The 22,232-nt window shown below is 54.0% G+C and carries 17 protein-coding genes and 2 tRNA genes; 4 read left to right on the top strand and 15 right to left on the bottom strand.

Features of this window, described 5'->3' with window-relative positions:
- Positions 1 to 2: 2 nt before the first annotated feature.
- The 10 genes from QZ310_RS09465 to QZ310_RS09420 all read right to left on the bottom strand — a co-directional run bounded on the left by QZ310_RS09465 (position 3) and on the right by QZ310_RS09420 (position 10,982).
- Entirely contained in the window at positions 3 to 1,148 is a 1,146-nt protein-coding gene (locus QZ310_RS09465; protein ID WP_297072262.1) for an iron-containing alcohol dehydrogenase, read from the bottom strand.
- A 177-nt stretch (positions 1,149 to 1,325) separates the two neighbouring features.
- A complete protein-coding gene (locus QZ310_RS09460; protein WP_297072261.1) occupies positions 1,326 to 2,918 on the bottom strand; it encodes a sodium:solute symporter in 1,593 nt (530 codons plus the stop codon).
- Positions 2,915 to 3,799, bottom strand: a complete 885-nt coding sequence (locus QZ310_RS09455; protein ID WP_297072260.1) for a dihydrodipicolinate synthase family protein — start codon at positions 3,797 to 3,799, stop codon at positions 2,915 to 2,917. Before QZ310_RS09455 ends, QZ310_RS09460 begins: the two co-directional genes overlap by 4 nt.
- A 398-nt stretch (positions 3,800 to 4,197) precedes the next feature.
- Positions 4,198 to 4,599 carry a hypothetical protein gene (locus QZ310_RS09450; RefSeq protein ID WP_297072259.1) on the bottom strand — a complete coding sequence of 134 codons (402 nt, stop codon included), beginning with the start codon at positions 4,597 to 4,599 and terminating at the stop codon, positions 4,198 to 4,200.
- Positions 4,600 to 4,667: 68 nt separating this feature from the next.
- Positions 4,668 to 5,633, bottom strand: a complete 966-nt coding sequence (fmt, locus tag QZ310_RS09445; RefSeq protein ID WP_297072258.1) for a methionyl-tRNA formyltransferase — start codon at positions 5,631 to 5,633, stop codon at positions 4,668 to 4,670.
- Positions 5,634 to 5,648: 15 nt separating this feature from the next.
- Positions 5,649 to 7,025, bottom strand: a complete 1,377-nt coding sequence (locus QZ310_RS09440; protein WP_297072257.1) for a TrpB-like pyridoxal phosphate-dependent enzyme — start codon at positions 7,023 to 7,025, stop codon at positions 5,649 to 5,651.
- A 306-nt stretch (positions 7,026 to 7,331) separates the two neighbouring features.
- On the bottom strand, positions 7,332 to 8,750 hold the full coding sequence (locus QZ310_RS09435; protein WP_297072256.1) for a response regulator transcription factor: 1,419 nt from the start codon (positions 8,748 to 8,750) through the stop codon (positions 7,332 to 7,334).
- A complete protein-coding gene (locus tag QZ310_RS09430) occupies positions 8,747 to 10,570 on the bottom strand; it encodes a histidine kinase (RefSeq protein WP_297072255.1) in 1,824 nt (607 codons plus the stop codon). The genes QZ310_RS09435 and QZ310_RS09430 overlap by 4 nt, the downstream gene beginning before the upstream one ends.
- A gap of 147 nt (positions 10,571 to 10,717) precedes the next feature.
- A tRNA-Leu gene (locus QZ310_RS09425) sits at positions 10,718 to 10,801 on the bottom strand.
- Positions 10,802 to 10,910: 109 nt separating this feature from the next.
- Positions 10,911 to 10,982: transfer RNA gene (locus tag QZ310_RS09420), tRNA-Arg, on the bottom strand.
- 94 nt (positions 10,983 to 11,076) lie between these two features.
- Between QZ310_RS09420 and ung the strand changes: the two genes are divergently transcribed.
- The 4 genes from ung to QZ310_RS09400 are packed head-to-tail and all read left to right on the top strand — an operon-like array spanning position 11,077 to position 14,106.
- A complete protein-coding gene (ung, locus tag QZ310_RS09415) occupies positions 11,077 to 11,763 on the top strand; it encodes a uracil-DNA glycosylase (RefSeq protein ID WP_297072254.1) in 687 nt (228 codons plus the stop codon).
- 29 nt (positions 11,764 to 11,792) lie between these two features.
- Positions 11,793 to 12,191: a C-GCAxxG-C-C family protein gene (locus tag QZ310_RS09410; RefSeq protein WP_297072253.1), complete on the top strand. Its 399-nt coding sequence runs from the start codon at positions 11,793 to 11,795 to the stop codon at positions 12,189 to 12,191.
- Complete coding sequence (locus QZ310_RS09405; protein ID WP_297072252.1) at positions 12,145 to 13,467, top strand: DUF5103 domain-containing protein; 1,323 nt, start codon at positions 12,145 to 12,147, stop codon at positions 13,465 to 13,467. Before QZ310_RS09410 ends, QZ310_RS09405 begins: the two co-directional genes overlap by 47 nt.
- Before the next feature lie 39 nt (positions 13,468 to 13,506).
- The gene (locus tag QZ310_RS09400; protein WP_297072251.1) at positions 13,507 to 14,106 is read left to right on the top strand and encodes a DUF3109 family protein; all 600 of its coding nucleotides are present in this window, start codon (positions 13,507 to 13,509) and stop codon (positions 14,104 to 14,106) included.
- Between the two features lie 505 nt (positions 14,107 to 14,611).
- On the opposite strand, the gene gdhA is transcribed toward QZ310_RS09400, so the two are convergent.
- The 5 genes from gdhA to uxaC form a co-directional block, all read right to left on the bottom strand.
- Positions 14,612 to 15,949: an NADP-specific glutamate dehydrogenase gene (gene gdhA / locus QZ310_RS09395; RefSeq protein WP_297072250.1), complete on the bottom strand. Its 1,338-nt coding sequence runs from the start codon at positions 15,947 to 15,949 to the stop codon at positions 14,612 to 14,614.
- Positions 15,950 to 16,128: 179 nt separating this feature from the next.
- On the bottom strand, positions 16,129 to 16,299 hold the full coding sequence (locus tag QZ310_RS09390) for a 4Fe-4S binding protein (protein WP_297072249.1): 171 nt from the start codon (positions 16,297 to 16,299) through the stop codon (positions 16,129 to 16,131).
- Positions 16,300 to 16,516: 217 nt separating this feature from the next.
- Positions 16,517 to 18,958 (bottom strand): alpha-L-arabinofuranosidase C-terminal domain-containing protein, encoded by a 2,442-nt coding sequence (locus QZ310_RS09385; protein WP_297072248.1) that lies wholly within the window; start codon positions 18,956 to 18,958, stop codon positions 16,517 to 16,519.
- A gap of 267 nt (positions 18,959 to 19,225) precedes the next feature.
- On the bottom strand, positions 19,226 to 20,728 hold the full coding sequence (locus tag QZ310_RS09380) for an MFS transporter (RefSeq protein ID WP_297072247.1): 1,503 nt from the start codon (positions 20,726 to 20,728) through the stop codon (positions 19,226 to 19,228).
- A 3-nt stretch (positions 20,729 to 20,731) separates the two neighbouring features.
- On the bottom strand, positions 20,732 to 22,147 hold the full coding sequence (gene uxaC / locus QZ310_RS09375; RefSeq protein WP_297072246.1) for a glucuronate isomerase: 1,416 nt from the start codon (positions 22,145 to 22,147) through the stop codon (positions 20,732 to 20,734).
- Between the last annotated feature and the right edge of the window lie 85 nt (positions 22,148 to 22,232).

Here is a 22,232-nt window from a genome sequence, read left to right as displayed (position 1 = left end):
AATCAGTAGAGGGAGTTGTAGATGTCCTTGGCATCCTGTTCGGTGACTTCGCGGGGATTGTTCTTGAGCAGACGCTGAACCTCCATAGCAGCTTTGGCCATGCGGTCGACTGCGCTCTGCGGGATGTTGAGCTCGGTGAGCTTCTGGGGTATGCCGACAGCCTTGGAGAGTTCGCAGATGAAATCGACACCGTTCTGTGCGGTCTCGTCGTCATCCTTGCCTTGCGGTGCGCCGCAGGCGATTGCAACTTCGGCATACTTCTTAAGATTGGCGGGACGGTTGAATTTCATCACCGAGGGGAGAAGGATGGCGTTGGAAAGTCCGTGAGGGATATGGAATTCACCGCCGAGGGGATAGCTGAGGGCGTGGACAGCGGCTGTGTTGACCGGGCCGAGCACAAGACCGCCGTAGAGCGAACCGAGTGCGAGAGCCTCGCGGGCCTCGACGTCGTTACCGTCTTTGACGGCACGGAGAAGGTTGGCTGCGATGAGCTTTATACCCTGGAGAGCATAAATGTCGGCTGCGGGATGGGCGAATTTGTTGGTGTAGGCTTCGATGCAGTGGGTGAGTGCATCCATGCCGGTGTCGGCAGTGACCTTGGCGGGAACTGTCATTGTGAGTTTGGGGTCAACGTAGGCTGCGTCGGCAAGCAGATAGGGGCTGACGATGCCTTTTTTGAGCTTGTCGCGCTCGTCGAGAAGGATGGCGTTGGGCGACACTTCGCTGCCGGTTCCTGCTGTGGTGGGAAGACAGGCGAGCCATACACCCTTGGCCTTGATGAAGCCTGTGCCGAAGCAGTCGGCTGCCTTCTGGTCGCTGTTGATGAAGGCGGCGACGAGTTTGGCAACATCGAGCACCGAGCCTCCACCGATGCCGACAACGCTGTCGGCTCCGAATTCGCGGGCGCTTTTGAGGATGGCTTCGAAGTCGTTGAGCGTAGGCTCAGCTACGATATTCTGGAATACTTCGATGCTCACGCCGTTCTCTTTCAGTTTGGCCAAAGTCGGCTCGATGAGGGGGACAATGGGAGGAGCGGTGAGCACGAAGAGGCGCTTATGTCCGAGTTTGAGGTAATCTTCAACGAATGTATTGATGCAGTCCGAACCGAATACGATTTTCTGTGGCTGCAGAAGTGTGATTGGTTTCATATCTTAAGTTGAAAATAAAAAACAAGTTACGGGTTTTAGATACAGAAGAACAAAAGGGGCAAAAGTAACAGAAGTTTTTAAGACGGGAAGTTTACATAAAAAACTTATGTCTCTTCTGACCTTATGTCCTTATGTGCCCTTCCATCATCCTTATTTACCCTTCCATTATATGATGTGTCAGATGGCTTCCACGTCGAGTTGCTGAGCGGCTTTCTTGCGCTCCTCGATATAGCCGAAGATGGTCAGTTCCTTCTCGGCGAGAGGTGCGGCGAAGAGATAGCTTGCGAGATAGCCCACGATGAGGACGATGAGGTGGCTGTAGACACCCAGCATGTATTTGTGGTGGGTGAAATTCCATTCTCCGAGGTCGAGCAGACATTCTTTCACTCCGGTGCCGTGGATGTCGACCTTGGTTGAGGTCAGTACGGCGTAGGCGGTGAAGAGGACGGCTGCTGCGATGCCGACATAGAGACCCTTGGCGTTGGCGCGGCGGCTGAACAGTCCGAGGAGGAAGATGCCGACAATACCGGCCGAGAAGATGGCATAGAGCGAGAACAGTGCTCCAAGCACACCCTCACCGCCCCAGGAGATGTAGAGGATGGCGACACCCACAGCACCGATGCCGGAGAGCACGACCATGATGCGGCCGAAGCGGAGCTGCTGGCGGTCCGTGGCATTCTTCTTGAAACGTACATAGTAGTCCTGCACAGCGATTGCCGAGAGGCAGTTGAGGTCTGTGTCAAGGCTCGATATGGCCGCTGCAGCGAGGGCCGCGATGATGAGGCCGCGTATGCCGACCGGAAGCTCATTGCTGATGAAGTAGGGGAACACTTCGTCGGCTTTCAGTCCGTCCGGAAGGACAGGGGCAGAGGCGGAATGGTAGTAGGCGAAGAGACAGGTGCCGATAAACATGAACATTGCCCAGATGGGAACACTCATGAGCACTCCGATGTAAGCCGCTTTCTTCGCGTCGCGGTCATTTTTCGCGGTGAGATAGCGCTGCACGATGGTCTGGTCTGTGCCGTATTTCTGCAAGGCATAGAAGACACCGTTGAGAACCATCACGAGGAAGGTGAGCTGGGTGAGGTCCCAGTCGTAGGGTCCGACATCAATCTTGTTGTATTCTCCGGCTATGCGCAACACCTCCGAGGGTCCACCTTCGGGAAGGAAGAGCAGGAGCACCACGCAAATTAGGCCTCCGCCGATGAGCAGACCACCCTGCGCCACGTCCATCCACACGATTGCCTCCATGCCTCCGAGGAGGGTGAGGAAGATGATTGTGATGCCGAGGACAATGACAATGGCATAGATGTTCATGTCAAGGAAGGTCGAGAGGGCCATCGAGACGAGGAAGAACACCGTGCCGGCCTTCGAAAAGTGGCCGAGGGTGAAGGCGAAGGAACTATACATTCGGGCGAAGAGTCCGAAACGCCGCTCGAAGTATTCGTAGGTCGAGAGACGCACCACCTTGCGGAACAGCGGGACAATGACACCGATAAGGGCGAGGAGCACCAGCGGAACCATGAGTCCCTGGACGAGAAGAATCCAGTTGTCGGCGTAGGCCGCACCCGGATATGCGAGGAATGTGACGCTTGAAATCAGCGTGGCGAATATCGACATGCCCACCGCCCAAGCCGGAATCTTGCCTCCGGCGGCGAAGTAGGTGCTTGTGTCCTTCTGACGACGTGCGAAATATACGCCCACACCGATTGCCGAGGCCACGGACAGGAAGACAATCAAATAGTCGATCCAGTGAATGTCGTTGCTCATAGCTTCGCCTTGATTGCTTGTTCTTCTTCAGATGAAAGGCGGGTGAGGGGCATGAGCATCCAGGGGTCGCAGAGGCCCTTGGTCTGCATCATCACCTTAAGAGCAGTGAGCGACTGGCCGAGGGTGCGGCCTGCCTGATAGATCTTTGCAATTTCGTTGGTTTCGTCCTGCAGGCGGTTGGCTGTTTCCATGTCGCCGCTGACGGCTGCTTCATAAAGGGTGTTGAACATGTCGGGAACATAGTTGCCGGTGCTGGGGACGATGCCGTCGCCTCCGAGAGAGAGGGAGAATGCCGACTGTGCGGCCCATCCGCAGAAATATGCGAAGTCCTCGCGGTCCTTCGAGATGGCGATGCACTCCTTCATGCGTTCGAGGTCACGCTCAGAGTCCTTGAGACCGACGATGTTGGGATGGTCGGCGAGACGCTTCACCACGTCGACGGGAATGGTCATGTGGGTGGTGGCGAGGATATTGTAGAGCATGAGGGGACCGGTGATGTTGTCAGCGAGGGTCTTGTAGTAGTTATACATCTGCTCTTCAGTGAGGGCATAATACGAGGGGAGGGTGGCGACAATCACGTCGGCACCTGCCTTGGTGTAGGCCTCAGCCTGTCGGAGCTGTTCGCTGAAGCAGTTGCCTGTGAGTCCGGCGTAGATGAGGATGCGGCCCTTGGCGGCTTTTACTGCTGTCTCTACGAGAAGGAGACCGTCGGCGGCTGAAACGCTGTTTCCCTCGCCGGTTGTACCCATCAGGAGGGGTGCCACTCCGTTTTGGGCGAAGAATTCAATGATTCTTTCCACTGCGGCTACGTCGAGATCCATTTTTTCTGTGACAGGGGTGACCATAGGCACGACCACGCCACGATACTTGCAAGTTTTCATTTACTTATTGTTTTAGATTTAGGATATTGTCAGTTGTTCATTGGTAATAGCCATCCGGTTTGCATGAATTGATTGGCCGAGGCCAAATCGGGCAAATCCAATGGGTTGGACAAAAGTAACAAAAAAAGTTGAGCAAACGCCCCTTTTGCCGTAAAAATCTGCCGTAATTGTGGCTTATTGTAGAAACACCCCATTGTAGGGACGCGCTGTAGCGCGTATGCCGGATGAGATAGAATCTGATATGCAGACACACAAAAGCGCACAAAAAACAAAAGTTACGATTATCTGAAGAGAGATAGGGTTCAATCTTGCAGATGCTTTTGTCTCTTGTGCGCTTTTGTGCGTCTGTATCTAAAATGCGTCTGTATCTAAAATGCCTCTATATCAAATAAAGCTTTTTATGCATTATTGTCCTTGACTACTATTATCAGGCTTGCCAGCCATACAACTACGGCTAAAGCAACTGTCCACCATCCGGTGAAATCGCTGAATTTAAGTATGGGCCAAAGCAAGAGAAGCATACAGCCGCCTATCAATGCGACCAATCTGGCTCCTTTTTCCGACATCGTTTTCACGGACAGCCCTTTGGCCTTGACATAGATAATCCATATCGACCAGGCGATAACTGTGGCAAGGTTTATCAGCATTGCAATGAAATCCACAGTCGCAAATCCTGCGTCTGCACCATTCTTTGTCGAGAAGTGGATGACAAGACTGCTTGCAACAGTCATCAAAGCCATCATTGTGACGGGGGAATTCATCACATTCCCTTTATTCGTCATGTCTGCGGTTTTTTCCATAAATAATCCTGTTATTTGACTTATTAGCCCTATTTGACTTATCTGCCTTATAGGTTCTGTTGGCTTTTTTACTCGAAGCGGGGTGCTGTGAGACGGGAGCCGCGGAGGAAGTCAGGGGTAGGCATACGGCGTTTGCCGGGAGCCTGGAGGCTGAGGATTTCGATTGGATTGCCGTCGCCTGTGCCGACAAGGAGTGTCTGGCCTTCGATGATGATTTCACCCGGAGAAAGGTTGGTGTTCGCGGGATGAATTCGGGTCTCGAAGATTTTGACAGCCCCAAGTTCGGTGTCGCCGTCGAGGAGGGTTGTCCAAGCCGCAGGATAGGGGGAGAGGCCGCGGACGAGGTTGTGGATTGTCACAGCCGGAGCGTTCCAGTCAATCTTGCATGTCTCCTTGAAGATTTTTGGTGCAGGGGTAGGCTCGGTGTCACCTATAAGTTCTTCCTGAGCAACTGTGGTGAGGGTTCCTGCGATGATGTTGTCGATGGTCTTGATTGTGAGATCGGCCCCAAGGAGCATGAGGCGGTCATGGACATCGCCGACATTGTCGGTCGGGAGGATTTCTACGCGTTCCTGCGCGATGATGTCGCCGGTGTCGATTTCATGTTTGAGGAAGAAGGTGGTCACACCGGTCTCCGTGTCGCCGTTGATGACCGCCCAGTTGATGGGGGCAGCGCCACGGTAGCGCGGTAGCAGGGAGGCGTGGAGATTGAAGGTGCCGAGGCGCGGCATTGTCCACACGATTTCCGGAAGCATACGGAAGGCGATGACGACGAAGAGGTCGGCGTTGAGCGAACGCAGCTCCTCGACGAATTCGGGGTCTTTCAGCTTGACGGGCTGCATGAGGTGGAGTCCGTGGGTCACGGCATACTCCTTGACGGGGGACTGATAGAGCTTGTGGCCACGGCCTGCGGGTTTGTCGGGCATGGTCACCACGCCAACCACGTTGTAGCCACCCTCGACGATGCGGCGGAGACTCTCGACTGCGAAATCGGGAGTGCCGAGAAATACAATTCTGAGATTTTCTTTAGTCATTGGCAGTGAGGTTTGTCAGGCTTCTACTGTTTCGGATTTTGCAAAGTTCGATTCAATCTCCTCGTCGGTCACTGTGTAGTTCACGAGGTCTCCTGCGAGATACTTGTCGTAAGACGCCATGTCGATGAGTCCGTGGCCGGAGAGGTTGAAGAGGATGACTTTCTCTTCGCCCGGTTTGAGTTTCTTGACCTCGCGGATGGTTGCTGCGATGGCGTGGCATGATTCGGGAGCGGGGATGATGCCCTCGGCGCGCGCGAACAGACATCCTGCCTCGAAGGATTCGAGCTGCTCGATGTCGACTGCTTCCATGAGTCCATCCTTGAGCAACTGGCTGACGATGGTGCCGGCTCCGTGGTAGCGGAGACCTCCGGCATGGATGTTGGCGGGAGAGAATTTGTGGCCCAGCGAGAACATGGGGAGAAGGGGAGTGTAGCCCGCTTCGTCGCCGAAGTCGTAGCAGAACTTACCCTTTGTCAGTTTGGGACACGATGAGGGTTCGGCAGCGATGAAGCGTGTGGCAGTCTTGCCCTCCTCGCCTGCAATCTTGTGGCGCATGAAGGGGAAGGAGATGCCGCCGAAGTTCGAGCCACCGCCAAAGCAGGCAATGACCATGTCGGGGTATTCACCGGCCATCTCCATCTGCTTTTCGGCTTCGAGACCGATGACGGTCTGATGGAGGGTGACGTGGCTGAGGACAGAACCGAGGGTGTATTTGCAGTCTGGGGTCGTGCGGGCAAGCTCAACGGCTTCGGAGATTGCTGTGCCGAGCGAACCCTGATAGTTGGGGTTGACAGTCAGAATGTCTTTTCCGGCGCGGGTGGACATCGAAGGTGAGGGGGTCACCTGTGCGCCGTAGGTCTGCATGATGCTGCGGCGGTAGGGCTTCTGCTCGTAGGAGATTTTTACCTGATAGACGGCAGCTTCAAGACCGAAGAGCGATGCGGCGTAGGAGAGCGAAGCGCCCCACTGACCGGCACCGGTCTCTGTGGTGACATTTTTCACACCTTCCTTCTTGCAGTAGTAGGCCTGGGGGATGGCGGAGTTGAGCTTGTGGGAACCCATCGGCGACACGCTCTCATTCTTGAAATAGATGTGGGCTGAGGTGCCGAGTGCCTTTTCAAGACCGTAGGCACGGACGAGAGGGGTCGAGCGATAGTATTTGTACATCTCGCGCACTTCCTCGGGAATGGGAATCCAGCGGTCGGTCATGTTGAGTTCCTGGTCGCAGCACTCACGGGCGAAGATAGGGTAGAGGTCTTCGGCCTTCATAGGCTCGTGGGTTGCGGGATTGAGCGGAGGAAGGGGTTTGACGGGCATGTCGGCCTGAATGTTGTACCATTCGCGGGGTATTTCGTCTTCCTGAAGGAAGTATCGTTTTTTCTTTTCGTTCATAATGGTTTATGTTTTGGGCGGGATGGGGTTTGTGACGTTGATGAAGTTTTGAGTGTAATGCTTTTTTGACGTTGGATGCGGGTTTTGAAGAGAGATTGATGAGGTTTATTTGGCATACGCGCTACAGCGCGTCCCTACAATTCAATATCGTTTGTTTTTTTGCAATGTTGCTGTTCCCGATATCGTTTGTTTTTGCAATGTCGCTGTTTCCAATATCGTCTGTTTTTTGCGATGTTGCTGTTTCCGGATGCAAATTTACAGTTTTATCGTGTAGGACGGATGGCCCGGCGCTTGATTTTTGATGCATCAGCGCTTGATTTTTTTCTCGGTCGAGCCGTCGGAATAGACAATTATGCATATTCCGGTCGGGACATTCTCAAAATCGGTCCCGAATGATGTGCCGTCCATGCCGTAGATTCCTGTAATGGTTTTAGGGTTCATGAGCGGAGTGTCGATTGCTGAATTGTCCTTGTCTTTTACAGGCCGGATGCTGAAACCGAGCTGTGCCGAGCCCATCATCGACGGTAGGATTACACCGGAATTAATGGCGGTATAGATAGGGGAAATCACTTTGGCGACAATACCGAAGGCAGGAATCTCCTCAACGGAAAATTCGCAGTTCGATGAATGATAGGTGCCGTTGAAGTTGGCGTAGATTACGCGGCCTTCGCTCATGTAGCCACATATCGGTAGCGAGATGGAATTTCCGTTTGCGGCCGTGAGCGTGAGGATGTTGCCGTAGCCTTCAACCACAGATTCCGAATAACTTGCAGTTTCAAAAAGTTCCCTCTGCTCTTCGTCGGTCGGGATGCGCCATCCGTCGCCCAAAATGACCGAGGCTGCATCATGGATGGTGTTGCTGATGTCGGTGGTTCCGAGATCGTGGCAGGTTTCGAAACTGCCGTCGCAGTGGGTGTAGGTCGACCAGTTGTAGACCTCTTTGGTGGATGTCTCGCCAAAGGCATAGAAGCCGCCGCTTTCGTAGGGGTGTGTGGCTTCGAGGTTGCGGTCGGCCCAGAGGACGCTCAGCCCGAGGTCTACGGCTTTCGGTGTGATGTCAGAGGCATTGGTGGTAGCTGAGGCGGTAGCTGAGAGGGCGATGGCGATGATGAGGCGGATGATTCCGAGCGAGACGGCGCGGCGTGTGGCTTCGAGCATGGTTTTCGAGCAGAGTTTTTTCAGGATGTTTCCGCGATGGTATTCAACAGTCTTCTCGCTCAGTCCGAGAGCCTGGGCAATGTCGCGGTTGCTTTCGCCTGCGGAGAGACGGCGCAGGACTTCGATGTCTTTCGAGGACAATATTCCGTCGGTCTGCATGACTTCCCGGCATCGGCGGTCGAAAGCCGAGCTGCGGTAGGTCTTACCTTCCGACACGAGGCGGATGGCAAGCACGAGTTCGTTGAGGTTCTCGCCTTTGAGGACGATACCTTCGACATCAGATTTCATCAGGCGGGCAATGTTCCACAGCTCTTCGTGCATCGTGTAGACCACGACAGGTTTCGAGAAGCCCTCGGCACGCATACGTTCGATGAGGTCGAGTCCGTCTGTGCCGTTGGAGAGGGTGAGATCGGACACGACCATGTCGATATCGCTGAATTCCTTCATGATGGCCATGGCTTGCTGGCGGGTTCCGGCCTTGTGGACCCTGAAACCACGGCGCGTGAGGATGCTGCGGATTCCTTCAAGTACTATGGGATGATCGTCTATTACGAGTAGTGTTTTCATCGTTGGGTAATGTTGAGAGTGTAGGTGCCGTCGTTCACAATGATTTCGATGGAGGCACCGATGATTTCGGCGCGCGCACGGAGGGTGCGTGTTCCGATTCCGTCGCCGGGAGAGGCGTCAATGTCGGTGACACCGTCGTTGGTCACCGACAGCGAAAAGCGTTCGTTGCCGTCGAGGGTGATGGTTATGTAGGTGGCCTCCGAATGTTTGAGGGCATTGTTGACGCTCTCCTGAATGATGCGGTAGAGTTCGTGGCTTGTCCCGGCGGGAAGTGATTTCCAGTCGAAAGAGCCTTCGTCAGTGATGCTGAGGCGTGGTGTGTTATGGGTCGAGTTGTGGTGAGCGACGTAGTCGAGGAGCAGGGATGTGAGTGTTTCGGAGGCGAACTGCGGAGGCATCAGTTCGTGGGAGAGTCTGCGGACTTTGTCGGCTATCTCCTGCAGTCGGCAACCGTTTGCGCCCGGATTGGCGATTTCGAGTTCGCACTGGAGGCCTACAAGGTCACCGGCCACATCGTCGTGGAGTTCGCGGGCCATGCGGGCACGTTCCTGTTCGAGACCGCGGATGTATTCCTGCTGTTTTTCAAGTTCAAGCCGGCGGAGGTGGCGGCGGCGCGCGTTTGTTACGAGCACGGCTCCTGTCCCGAGAAGGATGATGCAGAGGAGGATGATGCTGACAAGAATCCAGTGCTGACGGCTGAGGCGCTGGATTTCCATCTCTTTGTTGAGAGTGTCGTAGCGCACGGAGAGGTCGCTTAGCTGAGTGTCTATTTCGCTGTGGCGGATGGAGTCGAGGATGTGGTAGGCTTCCATGGATTTGGCATGAGCCTCTTTGTGACGGCCCATCTTTGCGAGACATTCGGCATGTTCGAGCAGGATGAGATTGCGGGGTTTCCCGTGGGTGCCGAGCGAGTCAATGGCCATGAGCAGTTCCCACTGGTCGGGATAGCGTTTCTCATGTTCCGCAAGGGAGGCTTTGGCTGTCAGGACCACTGTCGATGCCTGATGTGTCGGGGGAAGGAAGGCAGTTGCCCCCTCCATCATTGCGATGGTCTCACGCGCGGCGGCTACGGAATCGAGGGCGATGTAGGCGCGCACGACGGGTGTAAGGAACTTGATGAGATAGAGTGGAGAGGCATTCCGGGCAAGCGGATAGAAGGGCCGGAGGGTCTTGATGACCTCCTCATGGCGGCTTTCCTTCATGTAGATACCGCCGATTGTGCTGACTGCCGAGAGGATTGCGGTGGTGTCGGCCAGTTCCTCGGCCATCCGGAGCGAGCGTTGGCCGAATTCATGGGCTTCGTCGCAACGGTCGGTCTCCGCGTAGATGACGGCAAGAACATCAGCGAAGGTCTGTTCCATCTCCATGTTTTCCTCGCGGATGGCAATATCGAGACCTCGACGGTAGCAGGCGATGGCCGAATCGAAGAGCTCTTTGCGACGGAATGATATGCCACGGCACTGTTCGCCCTGCATCTCAGCCTCCCCGAAACCGGTCCGGTGGCCGAAAGTGATAAGAGTGTCGGCGTAGGATTGCGCGGCTTCTATCTTTCCGCTGTTGATGAGGGCAACAAGCCGTTCAATCATCAGATAGCCACGCAGAGTGTCGCTCATCTCGCAGTTGGAGAGGAGCGAATCGCTTAGGGTGACGGCTTCATCGTAGCGACCTTCGCTTCCGGGGAGGGCAACGAGCATGAAGGTCTCCTCCTCATCGGCGGGAGCTATTTCCGTCTGATTGGAGCAGCCCGCGAACATGGCAAGCAGTATGGTCAGCAGGGGAAGGCAGGCGAGGAAAGCGGAAGAGAGTCTATTGGAAAACATAGGGGGGATGTGAAGATGACGGTAAGGCTGATTGAAAGCCTATTGGAATAAGAGAACAGGTAATGAATGTGATTCAGGAGGGCTATTGGAACTTGTAAAAAAATATCCGCATGTGTTGAACAGACAATCACTTGCGGATATTTGCGGTGCTCGAAGCGGGACTTGAACCCGCACGGTCGCAATGACCAAAGGATTTTAAGTCCTTCGTGTCTACCATTCCACCATTCGAGCGGCCATGGTACAAAATAACATTTTGCACTGCAAAGGTAACGCTTTTTTTGAAAAATCCAAAAAATTGGGAGCGTGGCATTGACCTTTGTGGCAGTGGCTGAAAAAATAGTATTCCCGTAGGGAGTCGAACCCTAATCGTCGGAACCGGAATCCGATATTCTATCCATTGAACTACGGGAACATGCCCTTGTGGAGCGAGTTTCGTTTCACAGGAGTGCAAAATTAGTGAAAATTTTGTATTTTTGCAAAGAAGTAAAATTAAAATTTAATGACCAATGGACGTAAGGATTGAGCCGTCGTGGAAAAATGCGCTGGCCGATGAATGGAACAAGGATTATTTCAGACAACTGACGGATTTTGTGCGCTCGCGCTATTCGACGCGTCAGGTATTTCCGCCGGCAGGGAAGATTTTCGCGGCCTTCGATGCATGTCCGTTCGAGGATGTGAAGGTCGTGATTCTCGGTCAGGATCCGTATCCGGGCTACGGTCAGGCCAACGGGCTGAGTTTCTCGGTCAATCCGGGGGTGGATCTTCCGCGTTCGCTCCGCAATATCTACAAGGAGCTTGAGGATGACCTCGGTTGCAAGGCTCCGCAGTCGGGCGACCTGAGTTTCTGGGCCCGTCAGGGGGTGTTGCTGCTCAATGCCACCCTGACTGTCGATGCCGGAGCGCCCGCATCGCATCAGAATCAGGGTTGGGAGACATTCACCGATGCGGCCATACGCAAATTAGCTACGGAACGGGAGGGACTGGTGTTTATCCTCTGGGGTGCCTACGCGCAGCGCAAGGGTGAGTTCATTGACCGTTCGCGCCATTGCGTCATCACATCGCCCCATCCGTCGCCGTTGAGCGCGTCGAGGGGATTTTTCGGCAGCCGTCCGTTCTCGCGCGCCAATGCCTATCTGCAATCTCGCGGAGAGAAGCCGATTGACTGGTGCGGGACAGGAGCCTGCGGGATGTGATATTGACAACAAAAAAACAGCATCAATTTATGAAATATACGTTAGAAGAACGCAAGGAGCGTGCCCGTCAGCTCAGAAAGGAGGGCAAGAACTGCTGCCAGTGTGTGGCCATGGTGTTTGACGATGTCGCTGATGCCGACCCTGAAATGCTTTCGCGCATTGCGGCCGGATTCGGTAGCGGCTTTGGCGCGCAGGGAGATGTCTGCGGTGTCATGTCGGGTGTGACTATGGTGACCGGACTGGTCCATGACTCGCTTGCACGTCCGGCTCTTTATGCGAAGGTCCGTCAGCCGATGGATGCGTTCAAGGAAATGAACGGTTCCTACATTTGCCGTGAACTTAAGCAGCCGGGACGCAGACCTTGTATCGACCTTATCACGGATGGTGTGGAAATTCTTCACCGTCAGCTCGAAGCCGATGGTTTCTAAGCGCAGGTTGAAGCGGATGGTGCTGACCGCCGTTGCTGCACTCTGTCTTGCCATTTCCGGCAGGGCGGAGGAGATGGACATGTCGCAACGCATAGTCAATCCGGCATTCAAAACCTTGAAGGTCACTCTCGAGGGGAATGAATTTGCTCCTCCGGTCATCCGCCTCGATGATCCGGCAAGCCGTGTGACCGTGAGCTTCGACGAAATCAGCGAGGACCGACGATATATGCGCTATGAGCTAATCCACTGCGATGCCTATTGGCAGCCGGAGGGACTTGTCGCGTCGGAATTCCTTGACGGTTTCAACGAGGGGGCAGTGGAGGACTATGAGTTCTCGCGCGCCACGCTCGTGCATTATGTCCACTACACAATCACTATCCCCAACCGTGAGGTGCGCATCACCGAGCCGGGAAATTATCTGCTCCGCGTCTACGATGAGAGCGATCCTGAGGAGACATTGCTGCAGGCACGTTTCGGGGTGAGCGATTTCTCGGCGGGAGTGTTCGTCGGGGTTAGCTCGCTGACTGATATTGATGCCAACCGCAGCCATCAGCAGGTGGATTTCACCGTTGACATTCAGCATGTGGCCGGTATTGACGACCCGTTCAATGACCTTAAGGTCGTTGTCAGTCAGAACGGCAGACTCGACAATGAAGTGGTCTTGACGGCTCCGCAGAGGGTGCTCGGAAACCGAGTCATCTACGAGCATCTGCGTCCGCTGATTTTTGATGCGGGTAACGAATACAGGCGCTTCGAGACGGTGTCGACCTCCTATCCGGGGATGAGGGTGGAGAATATCACCTACGAGTCGCCGATATATAATATGTGGCTTTACACGGATACCCCCCGCGCGGGCGAGTCTTACAGCTATGACAGCACGCAGCACGGACGGTTTTTCATCCGTGAATATTCGTCGTCGCGTTCGGACACGGAGGCTGACTATGTGATGACCAATTTCGCTCTTGAGATGCCGGAGCTTCCGGATGCCGACATTTTCATCGACGGCGACCTGACGCAACGGCGTTTTGACCCGCTGTCGCGGATGGTCTACAATCATGCGACCGGGCGCTACGAACAGTCGCTTCTGCTGAAACAGGGAGCGTATAACTACAATTATCTGACAGTGCCTTCCGGCTCGGAAAAAGGGGCGACAGGGCCTGTGGAGGGTGATTTTCACCAGACCACGAATGAATATACGGTCAAGGTCTATCACCGTCCGCGCGGTTCGCGCTTCGACCGTCTGATAGGGGTCGGAATGGTTGTGTCGGGCAATTAGAATTACAATTTATTGACAATGGAAGAAACAGAAGAAATTATGTTACAGATACAGGATACGTTGGTGTCGCTTGACCTTGCGGAAGTTTTTTTCTGCTGCGACCTTGAAAAGTGTAAGGGAGAATGTTGCATCGAGGGTGATGCCGGCGCACCTCTGACGGAGGAGGAGCGGGATGAGATTGACCGCCTGTTGCCTCGCTTTGAGGATAAGCTGCTTCCGTCGGCGAAGGAGCGCATTGCCGAGGAGGGAACGAGCTATCTTGACCCGGACGGTGACCTTGTGACGCAGATTGTCGATGGACGCAATTGTATCTATACCTGCTATGCTCCCGGTGGCTTGTGCCAGTGCGCGATTGAATGTGCGTTCAACGAGGGCAAGACGGGGACGTTCCGTAAGCCTGCGTCGTGTGCGTTGTATCCGGTGAGATTGACGGTCTATCCGAGTTTCACGGCTGTCAATTATCACCGCTGGAAGATATGCAAGTCGGCCGAGCAGCTTGGTCGGAAGCTTGGAATACGACTCTATCAGTTCCTCGAAGGGCCTCTGACGGCGCATTTCGGCAAGGAGTGGTATGATGAGTTGAAACTCGCCTGCGAAGCCTATCTGGAAGAGTACGGAGATAATTCCTCCTCGGATTGATTCCTGAATGTGGAAGGGTACATAAGGACGCATGATGGAAGGGTACAAAAGGACATAAGGTCAGAAGTGACAAAAGGATTTTTCCTGCACGATGGTGGAAGGGTACATAAGGACATAAGGTCAGAAGAGACAAAAGTTTTTTAGGCAGGAAAAATAAAGGGAAGCGTATACTTATTTATATACAGAAAATTTATATACAGATAATTTGTATATAGAAAAATAAAGGGTTTATTCAGCAATCATACGTTGATGCAGGAATAAATCCTTTTGTTACTTTTGACCTTATGTCCTTATGTGCCCTTCCATTTCAATTTGGGACAGGCCTTCGCTGCAGTATAAATCCTTTTGTCACTTCTGACCTTATGTCCTTATGTACCCTTCCACCATCATGCGTCCTTTTGTGCCCTTCCATCGGGGACATAAGGGGGTGATGACAAGAAAGGCGGCTGTACCGTGACCGGTATAGCCGCCTTGTTGGTATGGTCTGATGGTTGCAGACGGGTGATTAGATGATACCCTGACCCATCATTGCATTGGCAACCTTCATGAAGCCGGCGATGTTGGCGCCCTTCATGTAGTTGATGTAGCCGTCGGGCTCAGTGCCGTGCTTAACGCACTGGGTGTGGATATTCTTCATGATTTCATGGAGACGACGGTCAACTTCCTCAGCGCTCCACTGGAGGTGTTCGGCGTTCTGGCTCATTTCGAGACCTGAAGTGGCCACACCGCCTGCGTTGACAGCCTTGCCGGGAGCGTAGGTTGTCTTTGAAGCGAGGAATGTGTCGATGGCTTCGGGTGTGCAACCCATGTTGGAAACTTCAGCAACGAGTTCAACACCGTTGGCAACGAGTTTCTTTGCGTCTTCGCCGTCTACTTCGTTCTGAGTAGCGCAGGGGAGGGCGATGTCCACCTTCTGTTCCCAAGGCTTGCGGCCGGGGAAGAATGTGGCGTTGGGATATTTTTCAGCGTAGGGAGCAACGATGTCTTCGCCGGTTGCACGGAGATAGAGCATGTAGTCGATCTTTTCGCCGGAGATGCCGTCGGGATCGTAGATGTAGCCGTCAGGACCTGAGATGGTGACAACCTTAGCGCCGAGTTCGGTAGCCTTGAGGGTGGCACCCCAAGCCACGTTGCCGAAGCCGGAAACAGCGACTGTCTTGCCCTTGATGCTGTCTTTCTTCTCGTCGAGCATACTCTGCACGAAGTAGAGAGCGCCGAAACCGGTTGCTTCAGGACGGATGAGTGAACCGCCGAAGTCGAGACCCTTGCCGGTGAAGGTACCTGTGCATTCGTTGACGAGTTTCTTGTACATACCGTACATGTAGCCGACTTCACGACCGCCTACACCTATGTCGCCTGCGGGAACGTCGCGGTCGGGACCGAGGTTCTTCCAGAGGCAGAGGATGAAGGCCTGGCAGAAACGCATGATTTCAGCGTCGCTCTTACCGCGGGGTGAGAAGTCGCTGCCGCCCTTTGCACCGCCCATGGGGAGAGTGGTGAGAGCGTTTTTGAATGTCTGCTCGAAGCCGAGGAACTTAAGGATAGAAAGGTTTACAGAAGCATGGAAGCGGATGCCGCCTTTGTACGGGCCAATGGCATTGTTGAACTGGACACGGTAGCCGATGTTGTTCTGAACTTCGCCCTTGTCGTCGACCCAGGTCACGCGGAAAGTGACGATGCGGTCAGGCTCGACCATGCGCTCGATGATCTTTGCTTTTTCAAATTCAGGATGCTGGTTGTAGACATCTTCAACGCAGATGAGAACTTCTTTGACTGCCTGAAGGTATTCCTTTTCACCCGGATGCTTGGCTTCCAGGTTGTTGAGAATGGTGTTAATATCCATGATAAAAGAAATTAATTGAAAAGGTATTTTTATTTGATTTGGTTAACGGTGCAAATGTAATAATTTAATTTGATAGGGCGGATGAAAAAAATGAAAAAAAGCTGCAACCATGCTGTAGAACACATGGAAGCAGCTTTTGAAGTCTTGTCTGATAAAAATTGAGACGTCGTGCGTGTTGATTATTCGCCGGGGATGATAGCGTCGCTGGGGCAAACTTCTGCGCAAGAACCGCACTCGATGCAAGTATCGGGATCGATGTGGTAGATGTCGCCTTCAGAGATAGCGTCAACGGGACAAACGGGCTGGCAAGTGCCGCAAGCCACGCAAGAGTCGGTAATAACGTAAGCCATGATAGATTAATTTGATTAGATAATTTATACGAAAAATTTATACGATGCAAATGTAGCGCTTTTCTTTGAAACTCGGCTAAAATTTGGTGAAAAAAATCATATAAAAGTCATAATTCTGTTAAGGGAGAGTGGATTTAGATGGGCTATCACCTACTGTGTCACGCGCAAATATTTGTGCGTGACACAGTAGTTTCTGGGGGTCGGGCTGAGAGATGGCTCAGGGTTTCACGCGGAATAGGGTGAAGGAGTAGGGTGGCAGGGTGAGTGTGGGGAGTGGCAGGGTAACATCCTCGGGAGTGGCTTTGGAATCCGCCGGTTTGCCGGAGAGCCGGGTGGCTTTCACTTCGCGGATGTCTATCCCGAGGGGGGTGAGGTCGATGGTGCCGGTGGCGCTGACGGGGAGGAGGTTGACGAGTTTCACGATATAGTCTCCGTTTTCCCGGTCAAAGACGGTCGAGATGCCGATACGGGCTGTGACATCGCTGTCGGTTGAGTTGACGTTGAGCGGCGAGGGGATGTAGCTGGTGCCGCTGTTGCTGCCGAACATTTTCTGGACGTGATAGTCGACGGTGGGGAATACGGAGTCATTGTTGAAGTAGATGAGGTCGGGGCGCCATTGGGTGTGTCCCTCCTTGGCGAGCAGAGGAGCGTAGGAGGTCATGGCTACCACATCACCGTTGCGTTCAACCGAGGTCAGATAGAGCGCTTCGGCAAGGGCTGTCTCAATGTTGCTCGGACGGCCGGGGAGATGGGCTGCGTATTCACCGAGATAGACACCGGTGGAGTTGCGGCGGTAGTTATCGTAGTAGTCCTGATTGTGTATCATCCACGAGGGGTGGACATAGTAGTGCTCATCGACCATAGGTATGCCGAGTTCTTCGGCGAGTTTCCATCCGGCATCGTAGTCAGAGCCTTCGTAGAATGGGCCGACGGTGCCGATGACTGTGATGTCGGGATATTCGGCCTTGATTGCATCAAAAATCATTTTGAAGCGCGGGATGAAGACGTCGGAGATGAGGTCTTCGTTGCCGATACCTATGTATTTAAGATTGAAAGGTTCGGGGTGACCGGCTTCGGCGCGTTTTGCTCCCCACGTCGTGGTGACATCTCCGTTGGCATATTCGATGAGGTCGAGAATGTCGCGGACATAGCTGTCCATCTCCTCCATCGGGATGCCGCACTGCTGACCGAAAGTGGTGAGGGGTTCATGGGAATGGTGACCGGGGAGGCCTGAGTTCTGGCAGGGCACACCGGCAGAGAGGACGGGGAGGGGTTCAGCTCCGAGGTCTTCACAGAAGAGGAAATATTCGTGGTAGCCGAGTCCGCGTGTCTGATGGTAGTTCCAGAGATTGCGGAGTGGCTTACGGGCTTCGAGTGGGCCGATCGAACCTTTCCAATCATAGATGTTGTCGATTCCGTTGCCGTGGGCCACGCAACCGCCGGGGAAGCGGACGAATTTCGGACGGAGGACAGCAAGTGTTTCCGCAAGGTCATTGCGCAGTCCGTTGACGCGACCCTTGAATGTGTTGGCGGGGAAGAGCGACACCATGTCTATGTCGGCTTGCGCTCCGGCGGGGAAGTCGAGTTCAAGGTGTGAGCCGGAGGCGGAGCGACCGGTCTTGATGGTAGCTGTGTAACCGGTCCAACCGTCGGACGGTTTGATTTTGATTTTGGCATTGCCGATAATGGAGCCGTCGGGCGCAACGATTGACACTCGGAGCGGAAGGGTGCGGGAACTACGGGCCGATATTGAGAAACGATAGCTCCGGCCTTTCTCCACACTTATTCCATCGTAGCCTGAATTGGCGATTATGGCCGGTCCGTTGACGGAGAGGTAATGGGGATTGTTGGGGTGGATGGGGGAGTCGGTGGAGACTGTCATTGAACCGTTGCCGGTCATTGTCCATGAGTGGGTGGAATTCCATGTCTGGTCTCCTTTGCGGTCGGAGGGGGTGTATTCGAAGTCGCGGTTCTGGACGAGCTCGGCATAGAGACCTCCGTCGGCGGCATAGTTGATGTCCTCGAAGAAAATTCCGATGAGTTTATCGGATATTGGGTAGGCTCCCTGCGGGTCTGCGACAGCGGTGAAGCTTACATTTCCAAGTCCGGCAAAGCGGATGGAGTCGTCTTTCGCACATTGGCTATAAAGTGTGGAGAGGCTGTCGCGCCGACTGACGTAGTTTCTGAGGGTGGCTATCAGCTCCGGGCTCACATCCTGACGGTAGCCTTTGACAAGGGTGTTGCCGATGTTTGCGGAATCGGGAGTGAGAGGATTGAGCGGGCGCATGTCGCGCGGGAGGTCGAGACGGTTTGCAAAGTAGCGTTGCGGTTGCCACGAGATAAGGTCGGGCGACACGGCAAGTGCAGTCACCTCGCCGTCTGGCATGGCATCCCACACGCAGACCCATGAGGAGTCGGCTGCATTGACAAAGAGCCGAGGAGCGAACATTTTCTTATGGCTGCCCCAGGGACCGAAGTCGGAGCTGACGAAGTTGTAGCCGTTTCCGATAGATTCCCATTCAGAATCCGGGCTGATGCGTGAGGCGAGGCGCAGACCGGACTTTCCGTCAGGGGTAGAATAGGAGAAGAGCTCGTCGGCTGATATTGACGGGAGCGACAGTAGCAGGACTGTGGAAGCAAGGATAGATTTAAGTTTCATACGTCGTTGATGTCAGGTGAGGTTCGATTGCAAATTTACGGCTTTATGTGTTGCGAGATGGTATGAAATCGGTCAAATATGGTTGAAATCAGACATAAATTCAATTATTCTTGCGGATTGACGGCTTGATTCATGGTTGAAATGCAGTAATAATGGAAAATCCTTGGAATCCGTGACACGAATAATGACAGGGATTCCAAGGATTTTTCAGCCTGACATCACTCATCGGTTGCGGAGTGAGGTCGGGGGATGTTTCGGGAATGATTTTTAAGCCTCGATTCTCTTGTAGCGGGGAACGAGGAGCTTCATGATGATCCAGCCTACGAGGTAAGCGACACCACAGATGCAGAATACGATGAAGTAGCCTGCGGGTTTACCGGTGAAGCTCATGAACGACATGTTGGTCTGGGCAGAATAGTCAAAGAGGATACCTGAGCAGTAGTTGATGAGGAATGATCCGAGACCGCCTGCCATGCCACCGATACCGATGATGGTCGCGATGGTTGACTTGGGGAACATGTCACCTACAACAGAGTAGATGTTGGCACTCCATGACTGGTGGGCAGCACCGGCGATACCGATGATGATGATGGGGAGCCAGGGGGACATGGAGCTGAGGGGCTGTGCGAGAAGCGCAAGGAGGGGGAACACTGCAAAGATGAGCATGGCGCGCATACGGGCTGCATACGGGTCGATGTGGATACCTTTGCGTGCGGCACGGTCAATGAAGATTGTCGGGAGCTTGCCACCGTAGATTGAAAGCATGGTGATAAGGTAGAGGACAAATATCATGAGCATACCCTCGCCTGACGAAGTGGAAAGTTTGAACACATCGGTGATGTAGGCAGGAGTCCAGAAGAGGAAGAACCACCATACACCGTCGGTGAGGAACTTGCCGAAGAACACGGCCCATGTCTGGGGATACTTGAAGCACTTGAAGAAGGGGATGGTTGCAGTCTCGCTGTCCTCGATCTCTGCCTTCTGCTTGGCTGTTTCATCGGCGGCATCGTCGTCCTGCTCGATGTAGGCGAGCTCGGCGGCGTTGACGTGGGGATTCTCGGCGGGTTTCTTGTAGAGGAAAATCCAGAAGCCCATCCAGATGAAGCCGAGGGCACCGATGATGATGAATGCCATTTCCCAACCGTTGCCCCAGCCGATGCTCTGGAAGAACTTGGCGAGCGGGCCAATGGTGAAGGGAGCGATGAGAGCGCCTACGGCAGAACCTGCGTTGAAGATTGAGGTTGCGTATGCACGGTCACGCTTGGGGAAGTATTCAGCTGTAACCTTGATTGCAGCGGGGAAGTTGCCGGCCTCACCGAGGGCGAGGATGGTACGGGCTGCAAGGAAGAAGTAGACCGACACGGTGGCGATGGTGATAGCCATGTCGCCGGTGGCCTTTACAAGACCGGCGGCATCGTGGAGGCCGAGGGTGGCTTCGGTTGCCACACCGCAGACAGCGTGGAGGCAGGCACCGGCCGACCATACGCCGATGGCCCAGAGGTAGCCTTTCTTGGTGCCCATCCAGTCGATGAAGCGGCCGGCAAGAAGGTTGGCCACGGCATAGACGATGGAGAAGACTGCGGTGATGAGACCGTAGTTGGCGTCGGTCCAGTGGAATTCAGGGGAGATGAACTCTTTCCAGGTGAGTGAGAGCACCTGGCGGTCCATGTAGTTGACAGTCGTTGCAAGGAAAAGCAGGGCGCAGATTGTCCAACGGAAGTTGGTCATCTTCTGGTTCGCAGCCGCGAGAGGGGTTGTAACTGCAGCCATACTTTAGAACTTGAAGTAGTTTTTAGCATTGTTGTAGCAAATGTCCTCGATCATCTGGTTGACGCGCTGCTCTTCGTAGCCGGTGTAGGGGATGAGACCGTTTTCAACGTCGTTGCCCACGAGGTTACAGAGGGTGCGGCGGAAGTATTCGTGACGCGGATAAGAGAGGAACGAGCGGGAGTCGGTGAGCATACCGACGAAGCGGCTGAGAAGGCCGAGGAGTGAGAGTGCGTTCATCTGCTTCTCCATGCCGTCCTTCTGGTCAAGGAACCACCAGCCTGAACCGAACTGGATCTTACCTGCAACGGAACCGTCTTGGAAGTTGCCGAGCATAGTGGCGATAACTTCGTTGGCGCAGGGGTTGAGGTTGTAGAGGATGGTCTTGGTGAGTTTGCCACGGGTGTTGAGTGTGTCAAGGAACTTGGCACAAGCCTTTGCAGTGGTGAATTCGCCGATTGAGTCGAAACCGGTGTCGGGGCCGAGGAGCTTGAACATCTTGGTGTTGTTGTTGCGGATGGCACCGTAGTGGAACTGCTGTGTCCAGCCTGACTCGTAGTCCATTTCGCCGAAGACGATGAGCATTGCGCTCTTGAACTTGAGGATTTCTTCCTTGGTGAGTTCCTTTCCGCCGTAGACCTTGTCGAAGATGGCTTCGATTTCGCCGTCGGTGAAGTCCTCTGCATAGAATTCCTCGATACCGTGGTCGGAGAGGCGGCAGCCCATTTCCTCGAAGAAGTCGTGACGCTTCTGGAGTGCGTCGACCATATCCTTGAACTTGTTGATTTCAACGCCTGAAACCTCGGCGAGTTTCTCAACGTAGGCGCGGAATTCGGCGGGATTCTCTACGGCCATAGCCTTGTCGGGACGCCATGTGGGGAGCATCTTGATTTCGAAGCCGCTGTCGCGCACCTGCTTGTGGTATTCGAGCGAGTCGACGGGATCGTCGGTTGTGCAGACGGCCTCAACGTTGTAGCGGCGCATGAGGCCACGGGCGGTCATGTTGGGATCGTTGAGGAGCTTGTCGTTACAAGCGTCGAAGATTTCACGGGCAGTCTCGGGGTTGAGGAGCTTGTCGATACCGAAAGCAGTCTTGAGCTCGAGGTGTGTCCAGTGGTAGAGGGGGTTGCGGAAGGTATAGGGAACTGTCTCGGCCCACTTCTGGAATTTTTCCCAGTCGGTGGTGTCTGTTCCGGTGCAGAAGCGCTCTTCAACACCGTTGGAACGCATTGCGCGCCATTTGTAGTGGTCGCCGCCGAGCCAGATTTCAGTGATTGACTTGAATTTGTGGTCATCGGCTACCATCTTGGGGATGAGGTGGCAGTGATAGTCGATGATGGGCATCTTTGCAGCGTGTTCGTGATATAACTTCTGTGCTGTTTCGGTCTGCAGCAGGAAGTTTTCGTCCATGAAGGGTTTCATGAGTGTAAATTTTAAGGGTTAAAGGTAGGGTTAGGGGAGATTTTTATGTGTTGAGGAGGAGAATCCGGTGGATTCCGTAGCCCCG

Source organism: uncultured Duncaniella sp., assembly GCF_910577345.1.
Lineage (GTDB): Bacteria > Bacteroidota > Bacteroidia > Bacteroidales > Muribaculaceae > Duncaniella.
This window is presented reverse-complemented; position numbering and strand designations above follow the sequence as displayed.